The organism is Rhizobacter sp. P5_A1 (assembly GCF_056400745.1).
This window is the reverse complement of the sequence record NZ_JBFUKR010000001.1, coordinates 1-18,332: the sequence shown is the minus strand read 5'-3', so window position 1 is coordinate 18,332 and position 18,332 is coordinate 1. Positions and strand designations below refer to the sequence as shown.

Genomic DNA, 18,332 nt, shown 5'->3' with positions numbered 1-18,332 from the left:
CATGTCGCTCGCGCTGAAACTCGTGCTCTCGCCGGTGCTGATCGCGCAGGCACTGAACACGCGCAAGCGCACCCCGGCCTTGCCCGAGGCGGCCGGCCCGCGTGAGGGCCAGCTGGGCAGCGGCGCCCGCGCGCTGCGCGTGCTGATCGCCGGCGATTCGTCGGCGGCCGGGGTCGGCGTCGCGCTGCAGGACCAGGCCTTTGCCGGCCACTTCACGCGCGCGCTGCACCGGCGCAGCGGGCGCGCGCTGCGCTGGCATCTGCGCGCGCGCTCGGGGCTGACGACCGCGCAGCTGCACCACATGCTGCGCTGGGACATGCTGCCGGTCGCCGATGTCGCGGTCGTGCTGACCGGCGTCAACGACGTGATCGGCCTGATCCCGCCGCAGCGCGCGGTGCAGCACCGCGCTGCGCTGGCCGACTGGCTGCTCGGCGAGGGCCGCGCCACGTTCGTGCTGTTCGGGCCGCTGCCGCCGATGAACCAGTTCCCGTTGCTGCCGCAACCGCTGCGCGGCGTGATGGGCGAAGACGCGCGACGCCACGACGATGCGATCGCGAACTGGGCCGCGACCCGCCGCAACGTGTTCCACACGCCGATTGCGATCCAGCTCGCGCCCGGCGCGATGGCGAGCGACGGCTTCCACCCCGGCGAGCCGGTGTACCGCGCCTGCGGCGAAGCGCTCGCGCGCTTCGTCGTCGAGCGCATGCTTCCCAAGGAGACGCTATGACGAACCTGAACACGCTCGCGGGCAAGACGCTCTTCATCACCGGCGCGTCGCGCGGCATCGGCCTGGCGATCGCGAAACGTGCCGCGCGCGACGGCGCCAACATCGTGATCGCCGCGAAGACCAGCGATCCGAACCCGAAGCTGCCCGGCACGATCCATTCGGCCGCCGCCGAGATCGAGGCCGCCGGCGGCCACGCGCTCGCGCTGCAGACCGACATCCGCGACGAGGCCAGCGTGCTCGCGGCGGTCGAGCAGGCGGTCGCGCACTTCGGCGGGATCGACATCCTCGTCAACAACGCCAGCGCGATCAGCCTGACGCCGACGAACGCGACGCCGATGAAGCGCTTCGACCTGATGTTCGGCGTCAACGTGCGCGGCACCTACCTCTGCACGCAGGCCTGCCTGCCCGAGCTGATCAAGTCAGCGCAGGCCGGTCGCAACCCGCACGTGCTGAACATGTCGCCGCCGCTGTCGATGCGCGAGCACTGGTTCAGCCCGCACGTCGCGTACACGATGGCGAAATACGGCATGAGCGAATGCACGCTCGGCCACGCGGGCGAGTTCAGGCCCTACGGCATCGGCGTCAACAGCCTGTGGCCGCGCACCGCGATCGCGACCGCGGCGCTGCAGATGATCCCCGGCGTCGACATCGCCCGCTGCCGCACGCCGGAGATCCTCTCGGACGCTGCTTATCTGATCCTGACCAGCGATGCCAAGGTAACCAGCGGCAACTTCTTCATCGACGACGTACTGCTGCGCCAGCACGGCGTGACCGACCTCGACGCATACAGCGTCACGCCCGGCACGACCGATTTCATCCCCGACTTCTTCGTCGACTGAACGGCGCGGGCTTGCATCCGGCGCGCGTGGCGCGCCGGCCTGTACGGCTAGGATGCCCGCATGCCGATGCTGTCCGTCGAATGGCTCCAGACCTTGCTGGCGGCGGCGATCGCGGTCGTCGTCGCGCTCGTGACGCTCGCGATTTGCCGTCCGCTGCTGCGCCGGCTGGCGCGCGGCACCGCGGTGCCGAAGGCCGTGCTCGAACGCTGCGAATGGCCGGCCTGGGTCGTGCTGCCGCTGGTCGCGCTGCAGGTCGTCTGGCACGGCGCCCCCGATGAGCTGACGGCGATCGGCCGCGTCCAGCACGCCAACGGTGTGCTGCTGCTGGCCGCGATCACCTGGCTCGGCGTGGCCGCGGTGCGCGGCGTGGCGCGCGGCGTGATCGCGCTGCACCCGGTCGACGTGACCGACAACCTGCAGGCCCGCCGCATCCAGACGCAGACCCGCGTGCTCGCCCGCACCGCGATGGTGATGGTGCACCTGACCGGGGTCGCGCTGATCCTGATGACCTTCCCCGGCGCGCGCCAGATCGGCACGAGCCTGCTGGCGTCGGCCGGGGTCGCCGGCCTGATCGTCGGGATCGCCGCGCGGCCGCTGTTCAGCAACCTGATCGCCGGCCTGCAGATCGCGCTGACCCAGCCGCTGCGCATCGACGACGTGCTGATCGTGAAGGGCGAGTGGGGCCGCGTCGAGGAGATCACCGGCACCTATGTCGTGCTGCGCATCTGGGATCAGCGCCGGCTCATCATCCCGCTGCAATGGTTCATCGAGAACCCGTTCGAGAACTGGACCCGTGCCGACGCCGAGATCATCGGCACCGTGTTCCTGCGCGTCGACTACGGGATGCCGCTCGAGCCGCTGCGCACCGAGGCGCAGCGGCTGTGCGAGGCCTCGCCCGACTGGGACCGCCGCCTGTGCCTGCTGCAGATGACCGAGGCCGGCGAGCACAGCGTCGAACTGCGCCTGCTGGTCACCGCGATCAACTCGAGCCGGGCCTGGGATCTGCGCTGCCACGTCCGCGAAGGGCTCGTGAGCTTCATGCAGCGCGAGCACCCGCAGCACCTGCCGCGATGGCGCGCGGTCGTCGACGACAGCCGCGCGGCGCGTGGCGACGAGCGAATGGAGCCGGTCACCGATGCCGCGCGCTGACGCAGGACTGCCCCCGCGCCCGGCTGCGGTTTTGCGTGCCGGGCAGCAACATTTTGCGCAACTCTGCTAGGGTCAAAGCTTGATCTCGACCGAGCCCCCCGCCTTGTCCGCATCGGCAGCGCTGTTCGTGGATTTCGATGGCACGCTGGTGCCAATCGCCCCGCGCCCGCAGGATGTGCGCGTGCCGGCGTGGGTGCTGCCGGCGCTCGATGCGCTGGCAAAGGGGCTCGGCGGGGCGCTCGCGATCGTCAGCGGCCGGCCGATCGAGCAGCTCGATGCGTTCCTCGCGCCGCTGCGCCTGCCGACGGCCGGCGCGCATGGCGCCGAACGGCGCGGCGCCACGGGCGACATCGAGCGCCTCGACGCGAGCCCGCCGGCCGGTGTGGTCGAGTGTGCCGCCGCGCTCGCGGCGCGGCATGCCGGGCTGATCCTCGAGCCGAAGGCGAGCGGCTTGTCGCTGCACTACCGCGCCCGGCCGGAACTCGAATTGGTCTGTCGCGATGCGCTGGTCGCGGCGCTGGCCGCCGTGCCGGGGGCCGACGCGACCTGGGAATGGTTCCGCGGTCACTGCGTCTTCGAACTGAAGCAGCGTCGCGTCTCGAAGGGTGCGGCGGTGACGGCGCTGTTGGCCGAGGCGCCGTTCGCCGGTCGACAGCCGGTGTTCGTCGGCGACGACGTGACCGACGAAGACGGCATCCGGGCCGCGCAACGCGCCGGCGGCTTCGGCGTGCGCGTCGGTCCGGGCGAAAGCGCGGCGCGCTATCGGCTCGCCGACACGGATGCGGTCGGCGCCTGGCTCGGTGCCGGCCCGCGCGCCGCGCAACGCTGATGGCCACGCTGCACGACCTCCCGCACGGACGGCTCGTCGCCGTCTCGAACCGCGTCGGCGATCCGCGCAAGCCGGCCGCCGGCGGCCTCGCGGTCGCGCTCGGCGATGCGCTCTCGCGCAGCGGCGGCCTGTGGTTCGGCTGGAGCGGCAAGATCGTCGAGGGCGGCACGCCGGGCGAGGGCGAGCTGCACGAGCAGCGCTCCGGCGCGGTGCGGCTGGTCACGCTCGACCTCTCGCGCGCCGACCACGACGCCTACTACGCCGGCTACGCGAACCAGGCGCTGTGGCCCGCGCTGCACTACCGGCTCGACCTCGCGGATTTCGGCGCCGGCTTCTTCGCCGGCTACCAGCGCGTCAACCGCTTGTTCGCACGCAAGCTCGCGGCGCTGCTGCGCCCCGACGACGTGATCTGGGTCCACGACTACCACCTGATCCCGCTCGCTGCCGAGCTGCGCGCGCTCGGCTGCCGCCAGCGCATCGGCTTCTTTCTGCACATCCCGCTGCCGCCGCCGCCGATCCTCGCGGCGATCCCGGGCCACGAATGGCTGATGCGGTCGTTCTTCGCGTACGACCTGGTCGGGCTGCAGACGCGCATGGACGCCGACCACTTCGCGCGCTTCGTGCTCGAGGAGGCGAACGCCAGCGCGCTCGGCGACGGCGAGTTCGCGGCCTTCGGCCGCCGCGTCGTCGCGCGTGCGTTCCCGATCGGCATCGATGTCGACGAGTTCCGGCGCCTCGCCGGCAGCGCCGAATCGCGCGAGACCGCGGCGATGCTGAACGACCAGTACGGCAAGCGGCGGTTGCTCGTCGGTGTCGATCGGCTCGACTATTCGAAGGGCCTGCCGCGGCGCTTTCGCGCGTTCCGCGAACTGCTCGCGCACTATCCCGAGAACCGCAACAGCGCGACGCTGATCCAGATCGCCTCGCCGACGCGCGAGACCGTCGATGCCTACGACGATCTGCGCCGCGAGCTCGAGGGCCTGGCCGGCGAGATCAACGGCGACTACGGCGAGCTCGACTGGATGCCGATCCGCTACCTGCACCGCACCTGGGCCCGGCGCCGGCTGCCGGCGCTGTACCGCTATGCGCGGGTCGCGCTGGTCACCCCGCTGCGCGACGGCATGAACCTGGTCGCGAAGGAATTCGTCGCGATGCAGGACGAAGCCGATCCCGGCGTGCTGGTGCTGTCGCGCTTCGCCGGCGCGGCCGAACAGATGCGCGAGGCGCTGCTGGTGAATCCTTACGACATCGCGGCGACGGCACAGGCGATCCAGCGCGCGCTGCGCATGCCGCTGGCCGAGCGCTGCGAGCGCCACGCTGCACTGCTCGCGCAGATTCGCGCCACCGACGTGCACTGGTGGCGGCGCAGCTTTCTCGACGCGCTGATGGCCGTCGAGCCGCAGGCGCGCGAGACGGCGCCGGAATCCGGCGCGGCCGAGCGGCTCAGCTCTTAGGGATCAGCCGCGGCTGGCCGTCGCGATCGATCGCGACATAGGTCAGGTTCGCCTCGGTCACCTTGACGACCTGCAGGTCCGCCGGGTTGCGCTCGGCGTAGACCTCGACGTTGACCGTGATCGAGGTCTTGCCGATGCGCTCGACCTTGGCGTAGAAGCTCAGCAGGTCGCTGATCGACACCGGCTGCTTGAAGATGAACTCGTTGACCGCGACCGTCACGATGCGGCCCTTCGCGATGCGTGCCGGCAGCACCGCGCCGGCGATGTCGACCTGCGCCATGATCCAGCCGCCGAAGATGTCGCCGTTGCCGTTCGCGTCGGCCGGCATCGGCATCACGCGCAGCACGAGCTGGCGGTCGTCGGGCAGCTGCAGCGGCGGTTCGCCGGCCGCACCGTCACTTGAAATCTCTGCCATATTGCTTCACCTGCCCGCTTGTCGTGTTCGCACGATTCTTTCATCTTTCCCATCCTGCCCCGATGCGCCACGCCTCGCTCGCCATTCCCGCCCCGCCCGGCGACACCCCGCCCGTGCGGCGCTCCGATTGGGCGACCCTCAAGAAGCTGCTGCCCTATGTCTGGCAATGGCGCTGGCGTGTCGGTGTCGCGCTGAGCTTTCTGATCGCGGCGAAGCTGGCCAACGTCGGCGTGCCGCTGGTGCTGAAGCGGCTCGTCGACGCGCTGAGCCTGAAGCCCGGCGATCCGGTCGCGGTGCTCGCGGTGCCGGTCGCGCTGCTGCTGGCCTACGGCGCGCTGCGGCTGTCGATCACCGCGTTCACCGAGTTGCGCGAATACCTGTTCTATCCGGTCGCAGCGCGCATCGCGCGGCGCGTTTCGCTCGAGGCTTTCGAGCACCTGCTCGGCCTGAGCCTGCGCTTTCACCTCGAACGCCAGACCGGCGGCGTCTCGCGCGACATCGAGCGCGGCTCGCGCTCGATCCAGTCGCTGCTGAACTACACGATCTACAACATCCTGCCCACGCTGGTCGAGATCGCGCTGGTGATCGGGCTGCTGTCGGCCAAGTTCGACGGCTGGTTCGCCGCGATCACGTTCGGTGCGCTGGTGGTCTACATCACGTTCACGATCACCGTGACCGAATGGCGCACCCACTTCCGGCGTGCGATGAACGAGCAGGACTCGAAGGCGAACACGCGCGCGGTCGATGCGTTGATCAACTACGAGACGGTCAAGTACTTCTCGAACGAGAAGTTCGAGCAGGGCCGCTACGACGAGAACCTGCAGCGGCTCGAGAAGGCCTCGATCAAGTCGCAGACCTCGCTGTCGGTGCTGAACATCGGCCAGAGCCTGATCATCGCGACCGCGGTCACGCTGCTGGTGTGGCGCGCGACGCTCGGCGTCGTCGGCGGCACGATGAGCCTGGGCGACCTTGTGCTGGTCAACGCGCTGATGATCCAGCTCTACATCCCGCTGAACTTTCTCGGCGTGATCTACCGCGAGATCAAGCAGTCGATGATCGACATGGAGAAGATGTTCGCGCTGCTCGGGCAGAACCGCGAGATCGCCGACGCGCCGGATGCGAAGCCGCTCGAGCCGCATGGGGCCGCGGTGCGCTTCGAGCACGTGCGCTTCGGCTACGACCCGGACCGCACGATCCTGCACGACGTGAGCTTCGAGATCCCGGCCGGCAAGACGGTCGCGGTGGTCGGCCCGTCGGGCTCGGGCAAGAGCACGCTGGCGCGGCTGCTGTTCCGCTTCTACGACGTGAACGCCGGCCGCATCGCGATCGACGGGCAGGACATCCGCACGGTCACGCAGCAGAGCCTGCGCCAGGCGATCGGCATCGTGCCGCAGGACACGGTGCTGTTCAACGACACGGTCGAATACAACATCGCGTACGGCCGCACCGGCGCCGACCGGCAGACTGTCGAAGGCGCGGCGAAGGCGGCGCACATCCACCACTTCATCGTCTCGACGCCGAAGGGCTACGACACGATGGTCGGCGAGCGCGGGCTGAAGCTCTCGGGCGGCGAGAAGCAGCGCGTCGCGATCGCGCGCACGCTGCTGAAGAACCCGCCGCTGCTGATCTTCGACGAGGCGACCTCGGCGCTCGATTCCGCCAACGAACGCGCGATCCAGGAAGAGCTGAAGAGCGCGGCGCGCAACAAGACCGCGCTGGTGATCGCGCACCGCCTTTCGACGGTGGTCGACGCGCACCAGATCCTCGTGATGGAACTCGGCCGCATCCTCGAGCGCGGGACACACGCCGAGCTGCTGGCCATGAACGGTCGCTACGCCGAGATGTGGCGTCTGCAGCAGAGCCGCGCGGACGAGGAGGCGCTCGCCTGAGCCGGGCGTCGGCAGGCGCTTCGTTACACTCTGCCGCGTGGAAACCAAGTGGTTCGAAGACTTCGTCAGCCTGGCCGAGACACGCAGCTTCTCGCGCTCGGCGCAGTTGCGGCACGTCACGCAGCCGGCGTTCTCGCGCCGCATCCAGTCGCTCGAAGCCTGGGCCGGCATCGACCTGGTTGACCGCTCGTCGTACCCGACGCGCCTGACCTCGGCCGGCGAGACGCTGCACGCGCAGGCGCTCGAGATCCTCGGCGCGCTGCAGACCACGCGCAACATGATGCGCGGCCACAAGGCGGCCGGCCACGACATGATCGAGTTCGCGGTGCCGCACTCGCTCGCATTCACGTTCTTCCCGCACTGGGTGATGGATCTGCGCAAGCGCTTCGGCGCGATGAAGAGCCGGCTGATCGCGCTCAACGTGCATGACGCGGTGATGCACCTGGTCGAGGGCAGCTGCGACCTGCTGCTGGCGTATCACCACCCGTCGCAACCGCTGCAGCTCAATCCGGATCGCTACGAGATGCTCAGCCTCGGCCACGAAACGCTGGTGGCCTATGCGAAGGGCAATGCCGACGGCGAGCCGCTGTTCAGCCTGCCGGGTACCCCCGGCGAGCGCGTGCCGTTCCTCAGCTACGCGCCGGGGGCGTACCTGGGCCGGCTCGTCGAGGTCATCGCCAAGCAGTCGAACGAGCCGCTGCAGCTCGAGCCGATCTACGAGACCGACATGGCCGAGGGCCTGAAGGCGATGGCGATCGAGGGCCACGGCCTCGCGTTCCTGCCGGCCAGCTCGGTCAAGAAGGAACTGAAGAGCCGACGCCTGGTGCGTGCCGCGCCGGCCGGGCGCCACGAGCTCGAGATCGACATCCGCATCTACCGCGAGCGCCCCGAGATGGCCCGCCACGCCAAACCGGGCGCGCTCGCGCTCTGGGACTTCCTGGCCTCGTCCAGGTAGCCGCTCCGGCCATTCTCAGGGTTTGCCCTTGACCACTATGCGCAACGCGCATAGTCTGGCGGAGATTCAGCATTGGCGCCGATTCGGGCTCGCCCGTAAAGTTCCGCCGCTGTTCATCGCAGCGTCATCTCGCCGTGCCAGTCAGGCCGGCGGCCGGTTCAACGATTTCAAGGACGAGACCTCCCATGAAAAAGCGACTGCCGCCCGCGGCCTGGATCCTGATCGCGATGGTGATCGGCATCATGCTCGGCTACATGATCTTCACCAGCTTCCCGGACAAGAAGGCCGCGGCGCAGATCGCCGGCTACGTGTCGATCATGTCCGACGTGTTCCTGCGCCTGATCAAGATGCTGATCGGCCCGCTGGTGTTCTCGACGCTGGTCGTCGGCATCGCGCACATGGGCGACGCGAAATCGGTCGGGCGCGTGTTCGGCAAGGCGCTCGGCTGGTTCGTCACCGCGTCGCTGATCTCGCTGATCCTCGGCCTGATCATGGCCAACCTGCTCGAGCCGGGCAAGAACCTCGGGCTGCCGCTGCCGGACATCGGCGCGTCGGCCAACCTGGCGACGAGCAAGTTCACGCTGAAGGACTTCGTCAGCCACCTGGTGCCGAAGTCGTTCGCCGAAGCGATGGCGAACAACGAGATCCTGCAGATCGTCGTGTTCTCGATGTTCTTCGGGGTCGCGCTGGCCGCACTCGGCGAGAAGGCGAAGACACTGGTCGCCGCGATCGACGAGCTCTCGCACGCGATGCTGAAGATCACCGGCTACGTGATGAAGCTCGCACCGCTCGCGGTGATGGCGGCGATGGCCGCGACCGTTGCGGTCAACGGCCTGGAGATCCTGCTGAAGTTCGCGGTCTTCATGGGCGACTTCTACCTCGGCCTGTTCGTGCTCTGGGCCGTGCTGGTCGGCGCCGGCTTCCTGTTCCTCGGCCCGCGCGTGTTCAAGCTGCTGGTGCTGATCAAGGAGGCGTTCCTGCTGTCGTTCGCGACCGCCAGCTCCGAAGCCGCATACCCGAAGATCCTCGACGCGCTCGACCGCTTCGGCGTGAAGCGCAAGATCTCCAGCTTCGTGATGCCGATGGGCTACTCGTTCAACCTCGACGGCTCGATGATGTACTGCACCTTCGCGGTGCTGTTCATCGCGCAGGCCTACGGGATCGTGCTGCCGATCGGCACGCAGATCACGATGCTGCTGATCCTGATGCTGACCTCCAAGGGCATGGCCGGCGTGCCGCGCGCGTCGCTGGTCGTGATTGCCGCGACGCTGAACCAGTTCAACATTCCCGAAGCCGGCTTGCTGCTGATCCTGGGTGTCGACACCTTCCTCGACATGGGCCGCTCGGCGACGAATGCGGTCGGCAACTCGATCGCGACCGCGGTCGTCGCGAAATGGGAAGGCGAGTTGCTGTCGGAAGACGCCGCCGCAGTGAACCTGCGCCGGATCGACGCCGAGGCGGCGGCCCTGGCGCACCCGATCCCCGCCTGAGCCCGCGATGAAGACCGCCTTCATCGTCAAGCTCGCGGTCAGCGGCCTGATGGCGCTCGCCATGCTTCCGGCCGGCGCGCAGAACGCGCCCGACCAATTCACCGGCACGCTGGCCAAGGTGCGCGAGAGTGGCTCGATCACGATCGGGCACCGCGAGTCGTCGATCCCGTTCTCGTACCTGTCGGCGCGCGGCGAGCCGATCGGCTACTCGATCGACCTGTGCAAGCTGCTCGTCGACGCGATCAGCGAAGAGGTCGGCCGCACGATCGCGATCAAGTGGCGGGCGGTGACCTCGGAGTCGCGCATTCCGGCGGTCGCGTCGGGCCAGGTCGACCTGGAATGCGGCTCGACGACCAACAACCTCGAGCGCCAGAAGCAGGTCGCGTTCTCGCCGACGATGTTCGTCTCGGGCACCAAGCTGCTGGTCAGGAAGGGTTCGCCGGTCAAGAGCTTCCGCGATCTCGCCGGCAAGAAGGTGGCCGTCACCGCCGGCACGACGAACGAGAAGACGATGCGCGAGCTGGCCGCGAAATTCAAGATCGACATGAACATCGTCGTCGCGGCCGATCACGCGGCGTCGTTCGCGCAGCTCACGGCCGGCGCGGTCGATGCGTTCGCGACCGACGACGTGCTGCTCTACGGCCTGCTGGCGCAGAACAAGGCGCAGGGCGAGTACGTCGTCACCGGTGACTTCCTCTCGTACGACCCGTACGGGATCATGTTCCGCAAAGGCGATGCCCAGCTCACGAGGCTGGTCAACGACACCTTTCACGCGCTCGCCGAAGACCGCGAGATCGAGCGCCGCTACAACCGCTGGTTCCTGCGCAAGCTGCCGTCGGGCGTGAGCCTGGACCTGCCGATGAGCGCCCAGCTCGAGACCATCGTGCAGACGATGGTGTCGCGCACGGAGTAGACCCCACGCCGCGCGCCGAGCCACGGCGCCACCGATTCCCACCCGCCCACGGGCGCGCCGCGGCGCCGCCCGAAGGGCAAGCATTTGTCCAAGCCCCAGGAGAGACCCATGTCCACGATTCAACGATTGATCCGCGGCGCCGCCGCGCTCGCGCTGGCCAGCGCCCTCGGCGCGTTCGCGCAGACGTCGCCCGCGCCGAAGGCGAACGTCGTCGTGCTCGCCACCGGCGGCACGATCGCCGGCGCCGGCGCCTCGGCCGCGAACAGCGCGACCTACCAGGCCGCGAAGGTGCCGGTCGACAAGCTGATCGCCGGGGTGCCCGAACTGGCCGACATCGCCAGCGTGCGCGGCGAGCAGGTGTTCCAGATCGCCTCCGAGAGCTTCACGAACGAGAAGCTCGTGACGCTCGCCAAGCGCGTCGCGGCGCTCGCGAAAGAGCCCGGCGTCGACGGCATCGTGATCACGCACGGCACCGACACGCTCGAGGAAACCTCGTTCTTCCTGACGCTGACGGTGCACACCGACAAGCCAATCGTCGTCGTCGGCTCGATGCGCCCGGGCACTGCGATGTCGGCCGACGGCACGCTGAACCTCTACGACGCGGTCGCGGTCGCTGCGGCGCCGGAGTCGCGCGGCAAGGGCGTGTTGATCGTGATGAACGACGACATCCTGTCGGGCCGCGATTCGGGCAAGCGCATCAACATCAAGACGAACGCGTTCGGCAGCCAGTGGGGCGCGCTCGGCTCGGTCGTCGAAGGCAAGACCTACTGGTTCCGCGCGCCGGTGAAACGCCACACGATGGGCAGCGAGTTCGACATCGAGTCGATCACGACCCTGCCGATGGTCTCGATCGTCTACGGCTCGGGCGAGATGGGGACGACGATGGCCGAGGCCGCCAGCAAGGCCGGTGCGAAGGCAGTCATCCATGCCGGCACCGGCAACGGCTCGGTGCCCGACTACGAAGTCGCTGCGCTGCGCAAGCTGCGTGCCGACGGCGTGCAGATCATCCGCTCGGCGCGCGTGCCCGACGGCTTCGTGCTGCGCAATTCCGAGCAGCCGGACGACAAGTACGACTGGATCGTGGCGCATGATCTGAATCCGCAGAAGGCGAAGATCCTCGCGGCCGTCGCGTTGACGAAGACCGCCGACAGCAAGGAATTGCAACGCATCTTTTGGAGTTATTGACCCACCCCCGGAGCGCCTTCCGGCGCTCCCCCTCGAGGGGGCGCCGCCACCGGCCCGGCAAAGCCGGCTCCGGGGCGACCGCTTGATTGGAGAGACCACATGAACGAAGCAGCCACGCGCCACGAGCACGATTTTCTCGGCGACATGCAGATCCCGGCCGCGGCGTACTGGGGCGTGCACAGCGCCCGCGCGGTCGACAACTTCCCGATCTCGGGGCAGACGGTCGCGACGATGCCCGAGCTCGTGCGCGCGCTCGCGTTCGTCAAGAAGGCGGCCGCGCAGACGAATGCCGAACTCGGCGTGATCGACGCGGCGCAGGCCGCGGCGATCGAGCGCGCCTGCGACGAGCTGATCGCCGGCAAGCTGCACGAGCAGTTCGTCGTCGACGTGATCCAGGGCGGTGCCGGCACCTCGACCAACATGAACGCGAACGAGGTCATCGCGAACCGGGCGCTCGAGCACATGGGCTTCGAGAAGGGGCGCTACGACAAGCTGCATCCGAACGATCATGTCAACGCGTCGCAGAGCACGAACGACGTGTATCCGACCGCGCTGCGCGTCTCGGCGTGGTTCGGCATCGAGGCACTGCTGGTCGCGATGGCCGACCTGCGCGGTGCGTTCGAGGCCAAGGCGCACGAGTTCCGCAGCGTGCTGAAGATCGGCCGCACGCAGCTGCAGGACGCCGTGCCGATGACGCTCGGCCAGGAGTTCCTCGCGTTCGCGATCATGATCGGCGAAGACGAGCAGCGCCTGCGCGAGGCGCGCACGCTGATCATCGAAGTCAACCTCGGCGCGACCGCGATCGGCACCAGCATCAATGCGCCGGCGGGCTACACCGAGCGCGTCGTGCCGCTGCTCGCGCAGATCAGCGGCGTGCCGGTCGTGCCGGCGGCGAACCTGGTCGAGGCGACGCAGGACACCGGCTCGTTCGTGCAGCTCTCCGGCGTGCTCAAGCGCGTCGCGTGCAAGCTGAGCAAGGTCTGCAACGACCTGCGGCTGCTCTCGAGCGGGCCGCAGGCCGGCTTCGGCGACATCAAGCTGCCGGCGCGCCAGGCCGGCTCGTCGATCATGCCGGGCAAGGTGAACCCGGTGATCCCGGAGGTCATGAACCAGGTCGCGTTCGAGGTGATCGGCAACGACGTGACGATCACGATGGCGTCCGAGGCCGGCCAGCTGCAGCTGAACGCGTTCGAGCCGATCATGGCGCATGCCATCCACAAGAGCGTGAAGCACCTGACGCAGGCCTGCAAGACGCTGCAGGTCAATTGCGTCGAGGGCATCCAGCCGAACCACGCCGTGCTTGCGAAGCGCGTCGCCGAATCGGTCACGCTGGTGACGGCGCTGAACCCGATCATCGGCTACGAGCGCGCGGCGCTGATCGCGAAGACGGCGCTGGCCAGCGGCGGCACGATCGCCGCGGTCGCCGAGCAGCTCGGCATCATGAGCCAGGCCGAGATGAACGCGCTGCTCGTGCCCGAACGGCTCACGCAGCCCGTGTTGCGGCCGGCCGATTGAACTGCGGTGGTGCAGCGCGATGGCATGAACTTTGCGCTCGTCCGCGGGCCCCGACCCCGGCTTTACCCTCGGTTTTGCGGGTGCCTACCGATTCTGTGTCGGCGCGCATCCGCAACAATCCGTTCTGGCTATTTCTGCAACCCTTTGAAGGATCTCGAATGAAGAAGCTCGCCCTCGCGCTCGCTGCCGTGCTGGCATGCGGCGCCGTCAACGTTGCGCAGGCCGCCGACACCCTGGCCAAGATCAAGGGCGCCGGCAAGATCGTCATCGGCACCCGCGATTCGTCGGCGCCGCTCGCCTACACGACCGGTGATGGCAAGTACACCGGCTACCACGTCGATGTCTGCCTGAAGATCGCCGAGGCGATCAAGGCCAACCTGAAGGCGCCGACCCTGCCGGTCGAGTACACCGTCGTGACCTCGGCGAATCGCGTGCCGCTGGTGCAGAACGGCACCGTCGACATGGAATGCGGCTCGACCACCAACAATGCGGCGCGCCAGCTGCAGGTCTCGTTCGCGCCGACCACCTTCGTGACCAACGTGCGCACCGCGGTGAAGGCCAACTCCGGCATCACCTCGATCGCTCAGCTGAACGGCAAGACCGTCGCGACGACGACCGGCACGACCTCGGTGCAACTGCTGCGCAAGCACGAGAAGGCGGGTGGCGTCGACTTCAAGGAACTGTTCGGCAAGGACCACGCCGATTCGTTCCTGCTGCTCGAATCCGGCCGTGCCGATGCGTTCGTGATGGACGACAACATCCTCGCCGGCCTGATCGTCAACTCGAAGGCGCCGGCCGACTTCAAGATCGTCGGCGAGTCGCTTTCCGAAGAGCCGATCGCGATCATGATCCCGAAGGACGACCCCGCCTACAAGAAGCTGGTCGACGACACCGTGATCGGCCTGATGAAGAGCGGCGAGCTCGAGAAGATCTACACCAAGTGGTTCATGTCGCCGGTGCCGCCGCGCAGCGCGATCGTCGGCATGCCGATGTCGGCCTCGCTGAAGAACGCGATCGCGAACCCGAACGACAAGCCGGCCGAGACCTACAAGAAGTGAGATCCGGCGCCGGGCGCCGCAGCGGTTTCGGCGACGAAGCCCTGAGGTAAGTCCTAGCGCCGCCCGGCGCGAAGTTTGCTTACATTGAGCCGAGCGCGGCGTGGAGCCTTCTGCGTCGCGCTTTTTCTTTGTGGTGCCGGGAACAGATCAGAATGAAACGAGCGGGAGCGAGCCTTGGGTAAATGGGATTGGCAGGTGTTCTTCCAGGACACCGGGGGAGGGCAGACCTATCTGCAGTGGCTGATGTCGGCGTGGGGCTGGACCATGTCGGTGGCGCTGCTGGCGCTGGTCATCGCGCTGGTCGTCGGCTCGGCGATCGGCATCTTGCGCACGGTGCCGAGCAAGGCGCTGTCGTTCTTCGGCGAGGCCTGGACCGAGCTCTTCCGCAACGTGCCGCTGCTGGTGCAGCTGTTCGTCTGGTACCACGTGCTGCCGGCGATCTTTCTCTCGCTGCGCAGCATCCCGAGCTTTCTGCTGGTCATGTTCGGCCTCGGCTTCTTCACCTCGGCGCGCATTGCCGAGCAGGTCAAGGCCGGCATCCAGACGCTGCCGAAGGGTCAGCGCTACGCCGGCCTCGCAATGGGGCTGACCTTGCCGCAGACCTATCGCTATGTGCTGATGCCGATGGCATTCCGGATCGTCATCCCGCCGCTCACCAGCGAGTCGATGAACATCATCAAGAACTCGTCGGTCGCGTTCGCGGTGAGCATCGCCGAGCTGACCTTCTTCGCGCAGCAGGCGGCCGAGGAAACCTCGCGCGGCGTCGAGGTCTATCTCGCGGTCTCGTTCCTGTACTTCATCTCGGCGTTCGCGATCAATCGCATCGCGCAGCAGATCGAGCACCGCGTCCAGGTGCCGGGCATGGTCGGAGCCGGCAAATGACGGCCCTCGATTTCGGCTTCCTGAACTGGAACCTCATCACCAACTTCATCCTGAAGGGGCTGATCTTCTCGACCCAGCTGACGCTGATCTCGATGCTCGGCGGCATCGTCATCGGCACGATCCTCGCGCTGATGCGGCTGTCGGGCAAGAAGTGGCTGGTGATGGCCGCGGCGTTCTACGTGAACACGCTGCGTTCGATCCCGCTGGTGATGGTGATCCTGTGGTTCTTCCTGCTGATCCCGCTGCTGATCGGCCGCTCGCTCGGTGCCGAGCTGTCGGCGATCATCACCTTCACGGTGTTCGAGGCCGCCTACTACTCGGAGATCATGCGGGCCGGCATCCAGTCGGTCTCGAAGGGCCAGGTCAACGCCGGCTATGCGGTGGGCATGACCTACAAGCAGTGCATGCAGCTGATCGTGCTGCCGCAGGCCTTCCGCAACATGCTGCCGGTGCTGCTGACGCAGACCATCATCCTGTTCCAGGACACCTCGCTGGTCTACGCGATCGGCGCCTACGACCTGCTGAAGGGCTTCGAGGTCGCGGGCAAGAACTTCAATCGCCCCGTCGAGGCCTACCTGTTCGCTGCCGTCGTCTACTTCGTGATCTGCTTCAGCCTGTCGATGCTCGTGCGCCGGCTGCAGAAGAAGATCGCCATCATTCGCTGAGGATCAATCCATGATCGACATCAAGAACGTTTCCAAGTGGTACGGCAATTTCCAGGTGCTGACCGATTGCACGACCACGATCAAGAAGGGCGAGGTCGTGGTGGTCTGCGGCCCGTCGGGCTCCGGCAAGTCGACGCTGATCAAGACCGTCAACGCGCTGGAGCCGTTCCAGAAGGGCGACATCGTCGTCGACGGCATCTCGATCGCCGATCCGAAGACCGACCTGCCGAAGCTGCGCGCGCGCGTCGGCATGGTGTTCCAGCACTTCGAGCTGTTCCCGCACCTGAGCGTGACCGAGAACCTGACGCTGGCGCAGATCAAGGTGCTCGGCCGCAGCGCCGACGACGCGAAGACGCGCGGCCTGAAGATGCTCGATCGCGTCGGGCTGATCGCGCAGAAGGACAAGTTCCCGGGTCAGCTCTCCGGCGGCCAGCAGCAGCGCGTCGCGATCGCCCGCGCGCTCAGCATGGACCCGATCGTGATGCTGTTCGACGAGCCGACCTCCGCGCTCGACCCCGAGATGGTCGGCGAAGTGCTCGACGTGATGGTCAAGCTCGCGCAGGAGGGCATGACGATGATGTGCGTGACGCACGAGATGGGCTTCGCGAAGAAGGTCAGCCACCGCGTGATCTTCATGGATGCCGGCAAGATCGTCGAAGACTGCAAGCGCGAGGAATTCTTCGGCGACCCCGACGCCCGCTCCCCGCGCGCGAAGGAATTCCTGTCGAAGATCCTGCAGCACTAGGGACTTCGTCCAACAGGACGGCGGGCGCCTTCGGGCGCCCTTCTGTTTTTTTGCGGGTGCGAGAATCGGCGGCATGATCCAGGAACTGACGATCACCCGCCCCGACGACTGGCACCTGCATGTGCGTGACGGGGCCGCGCTCGCGGCCGTCGTGCCCGACACCGCGCGCCAGTTCGCGCGCGCGATCATCATGCCGAACCTGAAGCCGCCGGTGACGACCGCGGCGCAGGCGCTCGCGTACCGCGAACGCATCGTCGCCGCGCTGCCCGGCGCGATGAAAGAGCAAGGCCTCGGCTTCGAGCCGCTGATGACGCTGTACCTGACCGACACGCTGCCGCCCGACGAGATCGCGCGCGCGCGAGCGGCCGGCGTGATCGCGGTCAAGCTCTATCCGGCCGGCGCGACGACCAACAGCGATGCCGGCGTCACCGATCTGCGCAAGACCTACCCGACGCTCGAAGCGATGCAGCGCGCCGGCATGCCGCTGCTCGTGCACGGCGAGGTGACCGATCCCGAGATCGACCTGTTCGACCGCGAAAAGGCCTTCATCGACACCCGGCTGATCCCGCTGCGCCGCGATTTCCCCGCGCTGAAGATCGTGTTCGAGCACATCACGACGCGCGAGGCCGCGCAGTACGTCAGCGAGGCCGATGCCTTCGTCGGCGCGACCGTCACCGCGCACCACCTGCTGTACAACCGCAACGCGCTGTTCCTCGGCGGCATCCGGCCGCACTACTACTGCCTGCCGGTGCTCAAGCGCGAGGAACACCGGCGTGCGCTGGTCGCCGCGGTGGGCTCGGGCAGCCCCAAGTTCTTCCTCGGCACCGACAGCGCCCCGCACGCCGCGCCGCTGAAGGAACACGCGGTCGGCTGCGCCGGCTGCTACACGGCGCTGTCGGCGCTCGAGCTGTACGCCGAGGCCTTCGATGCCGCCGGCGCGCTCGACCGGCTCGAAGCCTTCGCGAGCTTCAACGGGCCGGCGTTCTACGGCCTGCCGCGCAACACCGGCCGCGTGACGCTGCGCCGCGAGGCGTGGACCCTGCCCGAGTCGCTGCCGTTCGGCGAGACTCGCCTGAAGCCCCTGCGCGGCGGCGAAAGCCTGGCGTGGCAACTGCTGGACAGCCCCCGATGAACGATCTCCGCGTGGCCCTGCTGATCGATGCCGACAACCTCTCCGGCGACGTGATCGAGCAGGCCGTCGAACACCTGCTGAAGCTCTACGGCGCGATCCATTTCCGGCGCGCGTATTCGAGCCCGCAGAAGGTCATCGAGTACACCGACCTGTACCGCCGCTGCGCGATCCGGCCGATGGTCAACGTGCCGACCGGCAAGAACTCGACCGACATCGCACTGGCGGTCGACGCGATCGATCTGGCGATCTGCGAGAGCCCCGACGTCGTCGTGATCGGCTCGAGCGACTCCGACTACGCGCCGCTCGCGCAGCGCCTGCGCGAAAAGGGCTGCCGCGTGCTCGGCATCGGCCAGGCCGGGAAGACCGGTGCCGAGTCGCCGCTGGCCTACGACGAGTTCATCGACCTCGCGCACCGCAAGCCGCGCGACGTGCCGCCGCGGCCGACGCCCTCCGCAGCGCGACCGGCCCGCGCGCGTGCGCAGCCGGGGCG

At 68.0% G+C, this 18,332-nt stretch carries 18 protein-coding genes; 17 read left to right on the top strand and 1 reads right to left on the bottom strand.

Going from position 1 to position 18,332, the window contains the following annotated elements; genetic code table 11:
• Position 1: 1 nt before the first annotated feature.
• The 5 genes from AC1DTW_RS00090 (at position 2) to AC1DTW_RS00070 (ending at position 4,998) form a co-directional block, all read left to right on the top strand.
• A complete protein-coding gene (locus AC1DTW_RS00090) occupies positions 2-727 on the top strand; it encodes an SGNH/GDSL hydrolase family protein (RefSeq protein WP_477977854.1) in 726 nt (241 codons plus the stop codon).
• On the top strand, positions 724-1,566 hold the full coding sequence (locus AC1DTW_RS00085) for an SDR family oxidoreductase (RefSeq protein ID WP_477977851.1): 843 nt from the start codon (positions 724-726) through the stop codon (positions 1,564-1,566). Before AC1DTW_RS00090 ends, AC1DTW_RS00085 begins: the two co-directional genes overlap by 4 nt.
• A gap of 60 nt (positions 1,567-1,626) precedes the next feature.
• On the top strand, positions 1,627-2,715 hold the full coding sequence (locus AC1DTW_RS00080; RefSeq protein WP_477977849.1) for a mechanosensitive ion channel family protein: 1,089 nt from the start codon (positions 1,627-1,629) through the stop codon (positions 2,713-2,715).
• Positions 2,716-2,818: 103 nt separating this feature from the next.
• Positions 2,819-3,544, top strand: a complete 726-nt coding sequence (gene otsB, locus AC1DTW_RS00075) for a trehalose-phosphatase (protein WP_477977847.1) — start codon at positions 2,819-2,821, stop codon at positions 3,542-3,544.
• Positions 3,544-4,998: an alpha,alpha-trehalose-phosphate synthase (UDP-forming) gene (locus AC1DTW_RS00070; protein WP_477977845.1), complete on the top strand. Its 1,455-nt coding sequence runs from the start codon at positions 3,544-3,546 to the stop codon at positions 4,996-4,998. Before otsB ends, AC1DTW_RS00070 begins: the two co-directional genes overlap by 1 nt.
• Here the strand turns inward: AC1DTW_RS00070 and AC1DTW_RS00065 are convergent.
• Complete coding sequence (locus tag AC1DTW_RS00065; RefSeq protein WP_477977843.1) at positions 4,988-5,413, bottom strand: acyl-CoA thioesterase; 426 nt, start codon at positions 5,411-5,413, stop codon at positions 4,988-4,990. The genes AC1DTW_RS00070 and AC1DTW_RS00065 overlap by 11 nt on opposite strands.
• A 62-nt stretch (positions 5,414-5,475) precedes the next feature.
• On the opposite strand from AC1DTW_RS00065, the gene AC1DTW_RS00060 reads away from it, so the two are divergent.
• From AC1DTW_RS00060 to AC1DTW_RS00005, 12 genes are all read left to right on the top strand, one after another.
• Positions 5,476-7,302, top strand: a complete 1,827-nt coding sequence (locus AC1DTW_RS00060) for an ABCB family ABC transporter ATP-binding protein/permease (protein ID WP_477977841.1) — start codon at positions 5,476-5,478, stop codon at positions 7,300-7,302.
• Positions 7,303-7,339: 37 nt separating this feature from the next.
• Positions 7,340-8,257 (top strand): LysR substrate-binding domain-containing protein, encoded by a 918-nt coding sequence (locus AC1DTW_RS00055; protein ID WP_477977839.1) that lies wholly within the window; start codon positions 7,340-7,342, stop codon positions 8,255-8,257.
• A gap of 185 nt (positions 8,258-8,442) precedes the next feature.
• Positions 8,443-9,747 (top strand): dicarboxylate/amino acid:cation symporter, encoded by a 1,305-nt coding sequence (locus tag AC1DTW_RS00050; protein WP_477977837.1) that lies wholly within the window; start codon positions 8,443-8,445, stop codon positions 9,745-9,747.
• Positions 9,748-9,754: 7 nt separating this feature from the next.
• Complete coding sequence (locus tag AC1DTW_RS00045) at positions 9,755-10,660, top strand: amino acid ABC transporter substrate-binding protein (RefSeq protein ID WP_477977835.1); 906 nt, start codon at positions 9,755-9,757, stop codon at positions 10,658-10,660.
• A 108-nt stretch (positions 10,661-10,768) separates the two neighbouring features.
• Positions 10,769-11,845, top strand: a complete 1,077-nt coding sequence (locus AC1DTW_RS00040; protein ID WP_477977833.1) for an asparaginase — start codon at positions 10,769-10,771, stop codon at positions 11,843-11,845.
• Between the two features lie 99 nt (positions 11,846-11,944).
• Positions 11,945-13,360, top strand: a complete 1,416-nt coding sequence (locus tag AC1DTW_RS00035) for an aspartate ammonia-lyase (protein WP_477977831.1) — start codon at positions 11,945-11,947, stop codon at positions 13,358-13,360.
• Between the two features lie 158 nt (positions 13,361-13,518).
• Positions 13,519-14,418, top strand: a complete 900-nt coding sequence (locus AC1DTW_RS00030; RefSeq protein WP_477977829.1) for an amino acid ABC transporter substrate-binding protein — start codon at positions 13,519-13,521, stop codon at positions 14,416-14,418.
• A 174-nt stretch (positions 14,419-14,592) separates the two neighbouring features.
• Entirely contained in the window at positions 14,593-15,300 is a 708-nt protein-coding gene (locus AC1DTW_RS00025; protein WP_477977827.1) for an amino acid ABC transporter permease, read from the top strand.
• On the top strand, positions 15,297-15,965 hold the full coding sequence (locus tag AC1DTW_RS00020; protein WP_477977825.1) for an amino acid ABC transporter permease: 669 nt from the start codon (positions 15,297-15,299) through the stop codon (positions 15,963-15,965). The genes AC1DTW_RS00025 and AC1DTW_RS00020 overlap by 4 nt, the downstream gene beginning before the upstream one ends.
• A gap of 10 nt (positions 15,966-15,975) precedes the next feature.
• Positions 15,976-16,710 (top strand): amino acid ABC transporter ATP-binding protein, encoded by a 735-nt coding sequence (locus AC1DTW_RS00015; protein WP_477977823.1) that lies wholly within the window; start codon positions 15,976-15,978, stop codon positions 16,708-16,710.
• A 73-nt stretch (positions 16,711-16,783) separates the two neighbouring features.
• Entirely contained in the window at positions 16,784-17,842 is a 1,059-nt protein-coding gene (pyrC, locus tag AC1DTW_RS00010) for a dihydroorotase (RefSeq protein WP_477977821.1), read from the top strand.
• Positions 17,839-18,332, top strand: a 494-nt coding sequence (locus AC1DTW_RS00005) for an NYN domain-containing protein (RefSeq protein WP_477977819.1), incomplete at its 3' end; no start/stop codon positions are given. The genes pyrC and AC1DTW_RS00005, both read left to right, overlap by 4 nt.